Here is a 14602-nt window from a genome sequence, read left to right as displayed (position 1 = left end):
GCGTGGGATGGACTCCCCCGCGTTGACCGCTTTCCACGACGAGGCCCACGCGTTCGCCGCGGCGCTGTCCGAGGTGGACTGGGACCGGCCGACCCGGTGCACGCCGTGGTGCGTCCGCGACGTCGTCGGCCACGTCGTCACCGTGCTGGGCCGCGTGCCGGACATGGTGGCCGCGCCCGCGCCGGACCGGGCCGACACGACCACGACCGGCTACTACCGCGCCGACGAGCGGTTCAGCGCGGCCGCGAACGCGGACCGGGTCCGGACCGCCCACGACCGGGGTGGCGTCTCCGACCCGGCCGGCGACCTGCGCCGCGCCGCGGACGAGGTGGTCGAGGTTTGCCGTCGGGAACCGGCGGACCGGGTCGTGCTGACCCGACACGGCGACGCCATGCTCCTGTCCGACTTCCTCCTCACCCGCCTGTTCGAGACGGCCGTGCACGGCCTGGACGTCGCCGACGCCCTGGAACGCCCACCGTGGCTCACCGCAGGGGCCACCGAGCACCTCCTGCCGACGCTGTTCGGTCAGGGCTGGGCGGACGCGGTCGCCACACTCGGCGGCGACGACGCGGCAGTGTTGCGCATGGCGACCGGCCGCCATCCCGTCTCGGACGACGACGGGGCCAGGCTCGCCGCTCTGGGACTGCGCCCGCTGACCGTCGGCTAAGATCCCCGGCGGCGTCCGGCCGTGGCCCCTCTCGAGCGGGGCCACGTACCTGCCGGAGGAGTACCGCCGCAGGCATCGACGGCGGTAAACGCCCGGGGTGGGTCGTTCGCCGCAACCTATTGGCGTTCTCAATCGTTGGCATTGGCGTGCGCGAATGTGCGTTCGACAGTGGGGATCATCCATTGTCGACTCGCCGGGTCCGGGCCGTACGCTGGGTGCACTTTCTCCCGGAGGTGCGCATGGGTGGCAGGGCCTTGGTGTGCGGCGGTGGCGGCGTCACCGGGATCGCGTGGGAGTTCGGCATGCTGGCCGGGCTCGCCGACGCCGGGATCGACCTGGCGGCCGCGGACCTGGTGATCGGCACGTCGGCCGGGTCGTTCGTCGGCACGAGCATCGCCTCGGGTGTGCCCGTGCCGGACCTGTACGCCTCTCAGCTGGCTCCGCCGGAGACCGGGACGCCGGCCAAGCTCGGCTTCGGTCCGCTGGCGTCGTGGGTCTGGGCGGCGGCGACGTCCCGAACCGCCGAGCGGGCCGCCGCGCGGGTCGGCGCGATGGCGTTGCGGGCCCCGACGATGCCGGAGGACCGGCGCCGGGCGGCGATCGCGGCGCGCCTTCCCGCGGCCACGTGGCCGGAGCGGGACCTGCGGATCGTGGCCGTGGACGCCGGCAGCGGCCAGACCGCCGTGTTCACCCGCGAGTCCGGGGTCGACATCGTCGACGCGGTCGGTGCGAGCTGCGCCGTGCCGGGCGTCTGGCCACCGGTGACGATCGACGGACGGCGGTACGTCGACGGCGGCGTGCGGTCGGCGACCAACGTCGACCTGGCCGCCGGCTGTGACCGGGTGGTGCTGCTGGCGCCGATCGCTCGCGCGCTGGGCCGGCACCACCGGCTCGACCGGCAGCTCGCGACGCTGCGCCGCGCCGGAGCCTCGGTGGTGGTGGTCACCCCGGACGCGGCGGCGCGGCGGGCGATCGGGCGCAACGTGCTGGATCCGGCGGCGCGGGCGCCGTCCGCCCGGGCCGGTCGGGAGCAGGCGGCGACGGAGGCGGCCAGGGTCACGGCGGTCTGGTCGGCGTGAGCGGCGTGCCGCGTTCGGTTTTGTCGGAGCCTCCTGATATGAAGAGCCTGCACACAATCAAACAGGTGTACGGATGAGAGGGGTTCCCTGATGGCCGCCGCGCGCACCGCTGTCCGCGGTCTTTCCACCGACGAGCTGTCGTCGATCCGCGACGGCCTGGCCGCCGGCCGCAAGCCCAAGGTGGTGTTCACGGCGTCGGCGGGCCAGATCGAGGGCCAGACCGGCCAGGTGATCGAGCTGACCGACCCGGACGTGTCCGACGAGTTCGTGGTGGTCCGCTTCGGCCGCGACGAGCTGCCGTTCTCCCCCACCGACCTGGCCGTCGCCCCCCGGCGTGCGGCCGCCCGGTCGACGGCCGCGGCGGCCAAGGCTGCCGCCGCCAAGCCGGTGGCGCCGGTCGACGAGGCCCCGCCCGGGCCTGGGCTGCTGCCGCCTGTTTCCAAAGCCCCTGTTCCGGCACCACGTGAGGAGAGCACAGTGACGACGTCCACGGTGGAGGAGCCGACCGCCGAGGCGCCGCGCCCGGCCAAGCGGGCCGCGAAGGTGGCCAAGCCGAAGGGTCCGGCGGGGCTGACGGTGACGCTGGCCTACGCCGACGGCGAGTGGACGGTCGCGGCCGCGCAGGGCACCAAGAGCCTGGCCAAGCCCTACACGATCCGCCCGGCCGAGGCGCTCAAGATGGTCGCGCTGGTCGACGTCCCCGGCGTGCACGAGGCCGTCGAGCAGATCATGGCCTCCGAGCGGGCCGAGGCCGAGACGCAGGCCGAGAAGCTACGCGCCGAGCTCGCCGAGATCGAGGCGCGGCTGGCCGAGCTACGCGACGTCGGCTGAGATGACCACGTGGGCGCGCTTCGCGGCGGAGGCCCCGGAGCTGGCGGTGCGGGTGAAGGCGGCGTTCGACGCCAACACCCACAAGACCCTGGCCACCCTCCGCCGCGACGGCGCGCCCCGGATCAGCGGCACCGAGACCATCTTCGCCGGCGACGACGTCTGGCTCGGCAGCATGTGGCAGGCCCGCAAGGCCCAGGACCTGCTGCGCGACCCGCGCTTCGCGCTGCACTCCGCACCCGTCGACCCGGGCGGCGACCCGGCGTCGTGGCCCGGCGAGGCCAAGCTGAGCGGCGTCGCCGAGGAGGTCACCGACCTCGACCGCTTCTGGGCCGTGATCGCCGACGGATCACCCGACAGCATGCACCTGTTCCGCCTCGACCTGTCCGAGGCCGTCTACACGGGCCTGTCCCCGGCGGCCGACAAGCTCGTCATCGAGCTGTGGCGACCGGGCGAGGGCGTACGGAGCTTCGACCGCTGATCCCATGATCGCCAGGTGTGGCACGATCAACTGTTGATGGAAGCGGAGACCGTGTCGAGCACGCCGCCGGCCGCCACCTGGCAGGCGCCGCGCTTCTGGCTGGCCCTGCAGCTGACCGCCCGGGCGGCGATCGCCCTGCTGGCCAAGCTCGAGGTCAGCGGAGACGTCCCCGACCCGCTGCGGCACGGCCCGCTGATCCTGGCGGCCAACCACATCAGCCCGTTCGACCCGATCGTGCTGACCGCCGCGACCCGCGTACGCCGCATCGCGCCGCGCATCATGGCCACGGGCGGCCTGTTCCGGGCGCCGATCGTCGGCTGGGCGATGCGCTCCAGCGGCCACATCCGCGTCGACCGCCGCGAGGCCAACGTCAGCGACGCGCTCGGGGTCGCCGTCGACGCGGTCCGCGAGTCGGTGGTGATGGTCTACCCCGAGGGCCGCATCGGCCTGGACCCGACGATGTGGCCCGAACGCGGCCGCACGGGCACAGCCCGGCTGGCCTTCGCCAGCGGCGCCCCGGTCGTCCCGGTAGCCCAGTGGGGCTCCCACGAGGTGATCCCGTACGCGGCGTCCCTCCGCAGCGTCCTGGCGGGCCTGGCCCGCTCAGCCTGGCGCCGCCCCACGATCAAAGTCCACTTCGGCACCCCGATCGACCTGTCCGACCTGGTCCCGGGCGTCCCAGGCGCGGCGCAGCGCGCCACCGAACGGATCATCGAAGGCCTGACGGACACCCTCGCGGAAATCCGCCAGGACGAAATGGGCGGCCCACGCTACGTGGACCCAACGAGACCCGCGGACCTGTCGCGCCGCTACCGCCGCCGCCCAACGACCTGAGCAAGCTCCGCCGAGCCGACCAGGTCCGCGGACCTGTCCCGCCGCCCAACGACCGGAGCGAGGTTCGTTGACCCGACCTGGCCGGCAGACCGGTCTGTTTCTCGACCACAAGAGCGCGTCTCGCCCGCCTGACGCTGTCTTGCCATCCGGGTCGAAGCCGTGGGCGCGGCGACAGGCGTGCCGGGCTGGCTCGGCGGCCTGGCTCAGGCGGTGATCAGGCGTTCGTACTCGTTGCCCTCCGGTGTGTAGACCAGGACGAAGTCGTCGCCCGCTTCCGTTGCGACTCGGTGTAGTCGGGTCAGGACCTCGGCCTCGGTCGGTAGCTCGATCCCGAGTGCCGCTGCTGCCCGGTCGCGGCGGTCGGTCAGGTCGGGCATGTCCTCCAGGTATTCGGCGGCCAGCTCCCGGCTCTCCTCCTCGGTGAACGCCTGGCAGTCCCGCCACCACGGCGCGACCAGCAGCAGCTGCAGCAATTGCTCGAGGCCGATCGCGACCAGGGCCGCGCCGCCTTCCGAGTCGGCGTAGAGGACCGGGCGTTCCTCGCCACCATCGCCGCAGAAGAAGAACGTGCCACCGGCCCCGTCGCCCGCGAAGCCTTCGAGGGTCGCCCCCGATGCCAGGTGGACCTCCTCGACATGGTCTTTCCGGTCGAGCTCGAAGTCACCGGGCCAGGCCAGGAAACCGGCGGCGTCGTCGTGGTCGGCAATGGCGGCAGTCAGCGATCGCATGCGCCGCACCTTAGCGTCCACCCCCGACACTTCCGCGCCGTCGTTGCGCCACGGAACAGGCCCAGCGGGTCGGCCACCGCCAGCGCTGGTGCACGCAACAAGCGCCCACCTGCACCAGCCACGAGTCCTGTCCCGGTCCGCCGGCCACCGAGCAGTCGGCGGTGACCGGCCAGCCCACGCGGTCGTACGACGGACCGGCTGCGTCAGCTTGGGCGCCACGCTGGCCGGCTCGCCGCGTCAAGCTCAGGCTCCGTGCTGGTCTGGCTGCCGCGTCAAGGTCAGGCTCCGTGCTGGTCTGGCTGCCGCGTCAGCTCGGGTGCCGTATTGGCTCAGCTGCCGCGTTGGTTCAGGTAGGCCAGGACGGCCTCGCGGGTGGTGCGGACGCCGAGGGCTTCGCGGGCCTGGGCGATGCGGCGGTTGGCCGTCCGCAGCGACAGGAACTCGGCCGCCGCCGCGGCCGCGATGGTCTCGCCGCCGGCCAGGCGGTCGAGCAGGGCGCGCTGCTCCGGCAGCAGGTCGCCGGACTCGGCCGGGCCCAGGTCGGCGCCGCCGGCGTCGCGGTGGACCGGGCCGAGCCTGGTCAGGTCGGCCAGCAGCGAGCGGCCGATGTCGCCGGTGGCGTCGGTGATCGCGACCACGCCGGCGCCGCGGGCCGCGGCGAGGACGACGAGGCGGACGGTCTCGCGGTCGGGTACGCGGCCGAACAGCAGCAGCCGGTTGCCGGTCAGGTCCCAGGACTGCTCGGTGAGGGCGAAGCCCTCCCGGGTCGTCCAGCCGGACCGGGCCAGGCGGCGCAACACGGTGGTCGCGTCGCCGGCGTTCGGCAGCACGTAGCGGGGCTGGTCAACGTCGGTCACGGCCCCACCCCGGTCATCGCAGTTGCTCCAACGCCATCGCGGCGGCCGCGGTGCGGGTGCGGGCGCCGAGCTTGCGCATCCCGGCTCGGATGTGGGTCTCCACCGTCTCGGCCGAGATGCCGAGCTGGCCGGCGACCCGGCGGCTCGGTTCGCCGCGGGCGACCAGGCGCAGCACGTCGCGTTCCCGGTCGGTCAGGTCGGAGCCGGCCCGCGGGCCACGGGTCTCCCGCCGCACCGCGTGGCGCCGCAACGCCCGCCGGGCCCGGCCGAGCAGCACCACCAGGCCCGCCGACTCCGCCAGCGACTCGGCGGCCAGCAGCGCGGCCACCGCACGCTCCGGGTCCGTCTCGTGCAGGCCGGCCGCCAGCAGGCAGCGCACCTCCTCGCGCACCACCAGGTCGTGCCACGCCTCCGCCGCCAGGTCGAACCCGCCCGTACCCGACCACGCCGCGAGGGTCTCGCGTACCGCGGGCAGCCCGGCGGACGCGCGGTCCGTCGCATCGAGTTCCGCCGGGTCCGGTTCGTCGACCACACCGGCGTCGTACGCGGCCCAGCGCGCGGTGATCCGCCGCAGCCCGTCGACCAACGGCGGCGCGGCGGTGCCGTCCGGGGCGGCGGCCCGGTCGGGCTGCCCGTCGAGCCAGGCGGCCTCCCGACCGACCCAGTCCAGCAGGGCGGCGGCGGCCGGTGCGGGCGCGGCCGCCGCGAGCCGGGCCCGCGCGGGTGCGAGCAGGCCACCGTCGGCCTCGACGAGGCTGGCCGCGGCGACCGCGTACGCCCGCGCCAACGTCGGCACCGTCCGGTCGTTGAGGTCGGCGGCGCGGCGCACCACGTCGTCGGCCGGCGTCCCGGCCGGGTCGCCACGCAGCGCCTCGCACCACAAGGCAGCGGCCAGGAACCGGGCCTGCCAGCTGTACGCGAGGTCGCTCGCACACGCCGCCGCAGCCCGCTGTGCGGTGGTGGCGGCCTCGGCGAGCCGCCCGTCGGCGGCCAATGTCTCGACGAGCAGCCAGGCACTCCACCGCGTCGAGAGCAGGTCGCCGGCAGCGGCGGCGGCCTCGGCCGCGGACGCGAGCCCGTACTCCCAGCCCGGCACCCGCCCGGCGGCCCGCACCGCGGCGACCGCCGCCCGCAGCCCGGCGTGCTCCGGGGTGGCACCGTGCCCGGCCGCGACGTCGAGCGCACCGGCGGGGTCGGTCGCGAGCCGCGCCAGCAGCAGCACCCGGTCCCGAGCCGCCCGCACGGACGCGGGTGCGTCGTCGGGCACGGGCGCCGCCGCGGCCCGCGCCCCCGCGAGGTCACCGATCTGGAGCAGCGCCTCGGCCCGCAGCACGGCGGCGTCGACGCCGACCGGCCCGCCGGAGGCAAGCACGCGCACCGCGTCGCGAGGCCGACCGGCGGCCAAAGCGGCGGCCGCGGCGGCGGTCCGGGTCGCGTCAGTGGGGCGCACGCCGGGCAGGTCGCAGGCGAGCAGCAACAACTCGGCCCGCTCACCGGCGGTGCCGGCCCGCGCGACCGCGGCCAACGCCCGCGCGGCCGCACCTGCGTCGTCACCGGCTGCGGCGAGATGCCGGGCCGCCTCCCGGTCCGGGGTCAGCTCGGCAAGCCGGCGATGCAACGCCACCCGCGAGGCGGGATCCAACATCCCGGCCGCCACCTCGGCCACATAGGGCGACGCCGGTGCGACCAACTCACCCTCCACCTCCGGCGCGACCGCATCGGCAGCGGTGCCGTTGCCAGGGCTTCGCTCGGTCGGCGCCACCAGGTCCGGGACGGCAGGCTCCGAGACGGGAGCGGCGGACCCAGCAGATCCGCCGTCGTCCGGGCGTCGATCACCCGCCCCTGCCACGCCAATCGCGGGCGGGATCGGCTGAGAGTCTCGGAGGCTGTCGGCGGTCACCACAGCCCCCGCTCCGGCAACCGTCGACACGGTTGCAGCACGCGAAGACCGGTCGAGGTCCGCGCTTATGTCGGTCGGCACCACCGCGGGCACGCCGGCCGCGTTGACGCCCGCGGGGTCCGAGCGTCCATCGTCTGGCAACGCCAGACTCTGACCGGCCGGTGCGATGACCTCGGCGGATCCGCCGGAGTCCGGGCTCTCGCCGTCGGTCAGCGGCGAACGACCGCTGGAGAGCGCGGGATCCGTATCCCCGGTGGATCGGCCGGGGTCGAGGCTTCCGTCGGCGGGCACCGCCGGACCCGGGCCAGGTGGTGCGGGTGCCCCGGCGGCGCCGCTGTCCGGATTTCCCTCGATCGGCGCCGAGGCGCCGGGCTCGGACGGCGCGCCGGCCGGCGCTGACACGGTGATGACCAGGCCTGCCTCGCGTAGCTCCGCCACGCCCGCGCCCAGGACGGTCGGGCACGCTGGGCGGCCGAGCAGGCCCAGGGCCGCCATCGCTGTGCGGGCCGGGCGGGTCAGGTCCGCGAGGGCCTCGGCGACCGCGTACGCGACCTGGTCCACCTCCGGCGTCGCCGGCACCACGACCGGCAGCGCGCCGGTCACCTCAGCGCCGCGATCCGCGGCGGCGGGTCGGCCGGCGGCCGCGTGCCGGGCCAGGGCCGTCACCGCGAGCGGAACACCCCCGGCCCGCCGGACCACCTCGGCCAACGCGGCATCACCGAGCGCGGGCGCGACCCGCCGGGCCAGGTCGGTGGCCGCGGAGACCGACAGCGGCGGCACGGCCAGCCACCCCGCCGACGCGGCCCGCAGCGCGGCCACCGACTCGGCGGGCAGCCGGTGTGGGGTGCGCAGGGCGACCGCGACCCGGGTGTGCGCGGCCAGCGCGGCGACCGCCGCGACCGTCGCCGGGTCGGCCCACTGCAGGTCGTCGACGACAAGCAGGCCGGACCGGACCCGCGAGCGCACGGCCTCGGCGAGCAGCGCCGTGTCGTGGGCCGGCAGGCGGACCCGGACCGCGCGGGACAGGGCCAGTGCCGGCACGTCCTGGAGCATCGAGAGGCCGCCGCCGGCGAAGACCGGGCCGCGGAACGCGGCCGCCAGGTCCCGCAACGCCGTGCTGCGGCCGGCGCCGGGTGCCCCGGTCAGGACGACCAGGCCGGGCCTGGCCAGCAGGGCGCTGGCCCGCGCGACCACGTCGTCGGGCGCCGCGTCCGCCGGTTCGCCGGCGGCACGGTCGGCGACGCCGGTGCCCGGTGCGTGCGGCACTCATCCTCCGACTCTCGGGGCCGCTGATGGACGCGAGCCCCGGTGGCACGAACATGGGATCCTGCCGCCGGCAGGATATTCGTAGTGTTGGTCTAGCCGACCCAGCCAGGAGGACCACGCCAAGATGACCGCGCACCCCCGCCGGGCCACCGTCATTGTCGCCGACGCCCCGCGACCTGACGACCCCAGCACGGGCATCATGCCCGATAAGGGCGGTTTGCAGGGGAGTGTCCCGGCGTGACGGCACCCATCGCGCTGCGGCAGGTGGTCGCCGGGCTGTGCGACGAGGTCGGGCCCCAGCTCACCTCCGACGCCGCCCGCGTCCAGGTGCGGCGGGTGCGGCAACGGCTCGACGAGCCGCTGCGGGTCGCGATCGCCGGGCGGCTCAAGGCCGGCAAGTCGACCCTGGTCAACGCGCTGATCGGGCGGCGGGTCGCCCCGACCGAGGTCGGCGAGTGCACGCGCGTGGTCACCCAGTTCCGGTACGGGACGGCCGACCGGGTCGACGTCGTGCGGCGCGACGGCAGCCGGGTCAGCCTGCCATTGGACGAGACCGGGATGATCCCGCAACGCCTCGGCGTACCCGCGGCTGAGGTCGCCTATGTCGATGTTGCCCTGACCAGCGCGAACCTGCGTGACCTGACCGTCGTCGACACGCCCGGGCTCTCGTCGACCAACGCCTCCGTCAGCGCCGGCGCGCGCCGCTTCCTCTTCGAGGACAACACCGCGCCGATCGACGAAGGGCTTGACGCCGACTCCGCGGGGGCGATCTCCGGGGCCGAGGCCATCGTGTACGTGTTCACCCAGGCGGTCCGGGACGACGACGTGGCCGCCCTGGAGGCGTTCCGGTCCGTGTCGGCGCGGCTGGCCAGCAACCCGATCAACTCGGTGGGGCTGTTCAACAAGGCCGACAAGCTCGTCGACGGCGCCGCCGACCCGTGGCCGGTCGCCGAGAGCCTGGCCGACGACCAGGGCAAGGCGCTGCGCCGGGTGGTCTCCGGGGTCGTGCCGGTGGTCGGGCTGCTGGCCGAGACGACCGAGGCCGGGCGGCTCACCGCGGCCGACTGCGAAGCCCTGCGGGTGCTGTCCGCGATGCCGCTGGCCGACCGTACGCTGCTGCTCGCATCCGTTGACCTGTTCGTGTCCCGGCCCGCACCCGTGCCCCGCGAGCACCGCCAACGGCTGCTGACCCTGCTCGACCTGTACGGGATCGGCTTCTCCCTCGCGCAGCTCGCCGCGCACCCCACCCTCGGCAGCGGTGACCTGGTCCGGATGCTCTACCAGGCGTCCGGGTTCCCACGGCTGAGGCACACCCTCGACCACGCGTTCCGGTGGCGCACCGACGCGATCAAGGCCGGCTGGGCGCTGTCCACGCTGGAGAAGACCGCCGGGCACGCCGACACCATTCCCGACCGGGAGGTGCTCCGGGACGCGATCGAGCGGGTGCTGCAACGCCCCGAATACCATCGGCTGCGGCTGCTCGAGGTCGCCCAGCAGGTCAGCGGCGGCACCGTCGAGCTGCCCGCCCCGATGGAACAGGAGCTGACCCGGCTCGCCCTGTCGCAGGACCCGCAGTGGATCCTGAGCCTGCCGACGGCCGGCGCCGACGAGCTGCGCGAGGCCGCCCTGGCCGCCGCCGCCCGCTGGCGGGTCTTCGCGGTCGCCGGCGCGACGCCCGCCCAGTCCCGGGTGGCGCTGGTCGTGCACCGCGGCTTCCACCTGCTCTCGCAGCGGCTGCGGGCGGAGGTCGCGACATGACCGACCTGGGTACGTTGCTCGGCGAGGCCGTCGACGGGTCGCTCGCGTTCCTGCGCCGGGCCGACGCCGACGCGGCCGCCGACATCGAGGCGCTGCGCCGCCGCGCGGTCACCCGGCCGTCGGTCGTCGTCGTCGGCGAGACCAAGCGTGGGAAGAGCTCCCTGGTCAACGCGCTGATCGGCGTGCCGGACCTGTCGCCGGTCGACGCGGCCGTCGCGACCGCCACCTACCTGGAGTTCGTGCCCGGCAGCCCGCCCGGCGCGCAGGCGTGGCTGCCCGACCGCGCCCAGCCCGTACCCTTGGAGCTCGGGCAGTTGCGGGACTGGGCGACCGTCCTCGGGCAGCTCCCCGACGACACCCGGCCGCCGCGCCGGATCGAGGTCACCCACTCGGCGCCGCTGTTGCAATACCTCAGCCTGGTCGACACTCCCGGCACCGGCGGGCTCGACCCGCTGCACGCCGAGGTCGCCCTCGACGCCGCCGCGCAGGCCGGCGCCCTGCTGTTCGTGGTCGACGCGTCCGGGCCGTTCACCCGCCCCGAGCTCGAGTTCCTGATCGAGGCCAGCAAGCGCGTCAACGTGGTGGTGTTCGCGCTGACCAAGACCGACGCGTACCCGGGCTGGCGGACCATCCTCTCCGACGACCGCGCGCAGCTCCAGACCCACGCGCCCCGGTTCGCGCAGGCACCCTGGTTCCCCGTGTCGGCGCGGCTCGCCCAACTGTCGATGACCATGCCCGGCGAGGCCGGCACCGAGCTCGTCCGCGAGTCGCGGATCGCGCCGCTGCAGCACGCCCTGATCGAGCTGGCCGGCAAGGGACACCTGCTGCGGCAGGCCAACCTGCTGCGGGCGGTGCGCAGCGAGCTCGTCCGGCTCGACCTGCGGGCCGGCGAACGGCTCACCGCCACCGACCCAGACCCGGCCGACGTCGCCAAGGCCCGCGCCGACCGTTCCGCCCTGGCCGCGCGCAAGCGGACCGAGTCGCGGCAGTGGTCGCTGACGCTTAACACCGAGACGCAGCGGGCGCGGGTGGAGGCGACCGGCAAGCTGCGCACGTACGTCGCCGAGCTCCAGGACGAGCTGCTCACCCGGATCGACAAGGCCAAGAGCGACGAGCTCAAGGCGCTGCCCAGCGACCTGGACACGGCGCTGCAGGCCCTGTCGGTGCGGCTGTCGCAGGACCTGGAGCACCTGTTCCGCAAGGTCGCCGAGAAGGTCCTCGCGCAGGTGTTCGGCGCCGACGAGCTCCAGTTCGTGCTGGCCCGGCTCAACGCCACGCTGCGGCACGCGCTGACCAGCCGGCCGCCGCGGGACACCGGCACCGACAACATGATGATCGCGATGTCGGCGGGCGGGATGGCGTTCATGGCCGGCCGCGGCGCGATGGCCGGTGCGTCCGCGCTCGGCGCCAGCGCGCTGCTCGGCGGCGGGCTGCTGGTGCCGGTCGCCGGCCTCGGGCTGGGGCTGGCGGCGGGGGCGTTCATCCTCTACCGGCGGCGGGCGCAGAGCGACCGGGCCCAGGCCCGGCTGTGGCTGCGCGACGTGCTCAGCGAGGCCCGCGCCGCCCTCTCCGACGAGATCATGCACCGGTTCACGGACCTGCAGTACGCGCTGACGCTGTCGCTCGACGACGCGATCGAGCGGCGGCTGGCCCAGCTCGACGCGCACATCGCCGAGATCGACAAGGCGCTCGCCGACGACAAGGCCGAACGGGCCCGGCGGCGGGCCGGCGTCGCCGCCGAACGCGAGGCGATCCGCTCCCGCATCAAGCAGGTCGACACGGTGCTGGTCCGCGCCCGCACCCTCTCACCCGCACCGACCACCACCGACGACCAGGAGCAGGCATGAGTGACCACTGGACCTGGGACGACGGGCACGCTGATCATGGGGACCACGGGGACCATCTCGAAGATCATGGGTCGCATGACGAGCACGGCGGGTACGAGGAGCCGGAGTTCGACAGCGGCGCCGACACCGACCCGTTCGGCGTGGAGCTCGGCGACCACCATCTGGCCACGCACGACGACCACCAGGAGTGGGACGACGACAGCGGCGCTGACGATCCCTTCGCTCCGCACGCCCTGGTCAGCGAGCAGCACGACTGGGCGGCGGGCCTCGACGCGCTCGACGCCGACGACACACCTGCGCCGCTGGACGCCACCGGGCTGTTCGGCCTCGACCCGGACGTGTCCGCGTACACGGACGCGCTCTGGCCCACCCACGAGTTCCCGGCCGCCCTCGACCTGGGCGCCGACCTGCCGGAGCCGGTCGACGGCGCACCGTGGACGGACCCGGCCACCCTCGGCACGCTGGGCCCGGCCGACCTGATGCCGTCGGATGTGCCGGAGCCGACCGACCTGGCCGCTTATGCGGGCCTCGACCCGGCGTCGTCGGGCTGGGAGACGCTGTTGGGGTCAGAGGACCCGGCGACAGCGGCTCTGGCCCGCTTCTGGGGACCGCCGTCCGCTTAGGCCCCGCCGCAGAGCACGTCCGCGTAGTTGGCCGCGTCCACGGCGATGTCCTCGCCGCGCAGCCAGCGCCGAGACCACAGCCGGGCCGCCGTCTCGGCCAGATCGTCCCGGTCGGCGGCCTGCTCGACCAGCAGGGCGGCGGCGAGGGCGTACGCGGTGCGCAGCGCCAGCCCCCGCGCGCCCGCGACGACGGTCGCCGCGGTCGGGTCCGCCGCCGCCTCCTTCAGCCGCGCGCCGAGGTCGCGGGCCGCGCCCGCGAGGGTGTCGGCGACCGCCGGCGACAGCCCGCGCGCCAGGTCGGCCGCGGCCGCGACCCGGGCCACCACCGGGGTCCCGGCGTCGTCGCGGGCGACGGCCCGCAGCGCGTCCAGGGCCAGCACGTTGGTGGTGCCCTCCCAGATCGGCAGCACCTGCGCGTCGCGGAGCAGCCGGGGCACCCCGGTGTCCTCGACGTAGCCGGCGCCGCCGAAACACTCGACGTACTCGCTGGCCGAGCTGACCGCGAGCCGTCCCGTGGCCAGCTTCGCGAGGGGCGCGACCAGGCGCAGCTCGGCGGCCGCCGCCGGGTCGGAGCCGACCTCGACCCGGCCCAGCAGCGCGAACGCGTGCCCGGCCAGGACGAACGCGCCCATCGCGTCGACGGCGAGGGTGGCCAGCGTGGCCCGGTGCAGCGGGGAGTCGAAGAGCAGACCACCGGCGACGTGCCGGGCCTTCGCGTACGCGATCGCGTGGTCGAGGCCTCTTCTCATGCCGCCCGCGGCCGCGGCGGCGTTGTGCAGCCGGGTGACGACGACGAGGGTCATCGCGCGTACGAGGCCGCCGGGCTGGTCCGGGTTGCCGAGCGGGACGCCGACGGCGTCGGACAGGCCGATCTCCGCGGTCGGGAGGGCGCGGGTGCCGAGCTTGTCCTTGAGGCGGTGGACGGTGACGCCCGGCGCCGGCGCGCCACCGTTGCCGCCGCCCTCGTAGCGGGCGAGCAGGAACGGTGCCAGCGACCGGCTGCCCGGGTGGGCGCCCTCGGGGCGGGCCAGGGCGACCGCCATCGCTGAGTCGGCGGCGGAGCAGAACCACTTCTCGCCGGAGAGCAGCCACCGGTCGCCGTCGCGGCGGGCGACGGTCGACGACCGGGCCAGGTCGGAGCCGCCCTGCGACTCGGTCATCCACTGGCCGCTGGTGATCGCGGTGTCCGGGTCGGTGGACAGCAGCCGGGGCAGCCACCGGTCGCGGACGTCCCGGTCGACGTCGCCGCGGCACAGCAGCGCGGCGGCGCCGTCGGCCATCGCGACCGGGCAGGAGAACGTCGCGGACTCCGGGCCGTACAGGTGCAGCAGGGCATGTTGGACAGTGCGGGTCGCGGCGCCCCAGGTGCCGCGGGCCTCGTCGAGATAGGGCAGCGCGACCACGGCGTGCCGGGCGGCCGCGGCCCGCTGCGCCTGCCAGCCGGCGGAGGTGTCGACGCGGTCGACGCGGGCGCCCCACGGGTCGTAGCGGACCAGGGTCGGCGGATGCGCTTCGGCGTCGGCGTGCGCGGCCCGCAGCGGCCCGGCGACGTCGGCGGCCAGGTCGGTGAGCCGCGCCTTGGCCAGGGCGTGCCCGGTCACGCCGAGCTGCCGGTCGAGCCAGACCCGCAGGAATCGATCGCCCGCGTACGGATCCGGCGGCGGCGGTAGCGGCTGCACGAACCGGGCCATGGATGCGGCTCCTTCGCGGGGCGGGGAACGGGTTGGCCCGACG

At 75.3% G+C, this 14602-nt stretch carries 12 protein-coding genes; 8 read left to right on the top strand and 4 right to left on the bottom strand.

The genetic code is table 11. The annotated features are described in order from the left end of the window. The first annotated feature begins 7 nt into the window (after window positions 1-7). The 5 genes from CHC05_RS01130 to CHC05_RS01110 all read left to right on the top strand — a co-directional run bounded on the left by CHC05_RS01130 (window position 8) and on the right by CHC05_RS01110 (window position 3889). Window positions 8-667 carry a maleylpyruvate isomerase N-terminal domain-containing protein gene (locus CHC05_RS01130; RefSeq protein ID WP_089243689.1) on the top strand — a complete coding sequence of 220 codons (660 nt, stop codon included), beginning with the start codon at window positions 8-10 and terminating at the stop codon, window positions 665-667. Window positions 668-906: 239 nt separating this feature from the next. Continuing rightward, window positions 907-1746: a patatin-like phospholipase family protein gene (locus tag CHC05_RS01125; protein WP_089243687.1), complete on the top strand. Its 840-nt coding sequence runs from the start codon at window positions 907-909 to the stop codon at window positions 1744-1746. A gap of 90 nt (window positions 1747-1836) precedes the next feature. Next, complete coding sequence (locus CHC05_RS01120) at window positions 1837-2577, top strand: hypothetical protein (protein ID WP_089243685.1); 741 nt, start codon at window positions 1837-1839, stop codon at window positions 2575-2577. Between the two features lies 1 nt (window position 2578). Then, a complete protein-coding gene (locus CHC05_RS01115) occupies window positions 2579-3055 on the top strand; it encodes a pyridoxamine 5'-phosphate oxidase family protein (protein WP_089243683.1) in 477 nt (158 codons plus the stop codon). 36 nt (window positions 3056-3091) lie between these two features. After that, the gene (locus CHC05_RS01110; RefSeq protein ID WP_089243681.1) at window positions 3092-3889 is read left to right on the top strand and encodes a lysophospholipid acyltransferase family protein; all 798 of its coding nucleotides are present in this window, start codon (window positions 3092-3094) and stop codon (window positions 3887-3889) included. 203 nt (window positions 3890-4092) lie between these two features. Here CHC05_RS01110 and CHC05_RS01105 read toward each other — a convergent pair whose 3' ends face one another. The 3 genes from CHC05_RS01105 to CHC05_RS01095 all read right to left on the bottom strand — a co-directional run bounded on the left by CHC05_RS01105 (window position 4093) and on the right by CHC05_RS01095 (window position 8640). Continuing rightward, a complete protein-coding gene (locus CHC05_RS01105; protein ID WP_089243679.1) occupies window positions 4093-4617 on the bottom strand; it encodes a hypothetical protein in 525 nt (174 codons plus the stop codon). A 329-nt stretch (window positions 4618-4946) separates the two neighbouring features. Continuing rightward, window positions 4947-5474 (bottom strand): LuxR family transcriptional regulator, encoded by a 528-nt coding sequence (locus tag CHC05_RS01100; RefSeq protein WP_089243677.1) that lies wholly within the window; start codon window positions 5472-5474, stop codon window positions 4947-4949. A gap of 13 nt (window positions 5475-5487) precedes the next feature. Then, on the bottom strand, window positions 5488-8640 hold the full coding sequence (locus CHC05_RS01095; RefSeq protein ID WP_245870601.1) for a helix-turn-helix transcriptional regulator: 3153 nt from the start codon (window positions 8638-8640) through the stop codon (window positions 5488-5490). Window positions 8641-8877: 237 nt separating this feature from the next. Here CHC05_RS01095 and CHC05_RS01090 point away from each other — a divergent pair, with 237 nt between their 5' ends. The 3 genes from CHC05_RS01090 to CHC05_RS01080 are packed head-to-tail and all read left to right on the top strand — an operon-like array spanning window position 8878 to window position 12868. Next, a complete protein-coding gene (locus tag CHC05_RS01090) occupies window positions 8878-10398 on the top strand; it encodes a dynamin family protein (RefSeq protein ID WP_089243675.1) in 1521 nt (506 codons plus the stop codon). Further along, window positions 10395-12245: a dynamin family protein gene (locus CHC05_RS01085; protein ID WP_089243673.1), complete on the top strand. Its 1851-nt coding sequence runs from the start codon at window positions 10395-10397 to the stop codon at window positions 12243-12245. Before CHC05_RS01090 ends, CHC05_RS01085 begins: the two co-directional genes overlap by 4 nt. Beyond that, on the top strand, window positions 12242-12868 hold the full coding sequence (locus CHC05_RS01080; RefSeq protein WP_089243671.1) for a hypothetical protein: 627 nt from the start codon (window positions 12242-12244) through the stop codon (window positions 12866-12868). Before CHC05_RS01085 ends, CHC05_RS01080 begins: the two co-directional genes overlap by 4 nt. Here the strand turns inward: CHC05_RS01080 and CHC05_RS01075 are convergent. Then, window positions 12865-14559: an acyl-CoA dehydrogenase family protein gene (locus tag CHC05_RS01075; RefSeq protein ID WP_089243669.1), complete on the bottom strand. Its 1695-nt coding sequence runs from the start codon at window positions 14557-14559 to the stop codon at window positions 12865-12867. The genes CHC05_RS01080 and CHC05_RS01075 overlap by 4 nt on opposite strands. Between the last annotated feature and the right edge of the window lie 43 nt (window positions 14560-14602).

The sequence above is a fragment of the Asanoa hainanensis genome (assembly GCF_900188485.1).
Classification (GTDB): domain Bacteria; phylum Actinomycetota; class Actinomycetes; order Mycobacteriales; family Micromonosporaceae; genus Asanoa; species Asanoa hainanensis.
The sequence above is the reverse complement of the archived record's forward strand: the minus strand, read 5'-3'. Positions and strand labels throughout refer to the sequence as shown.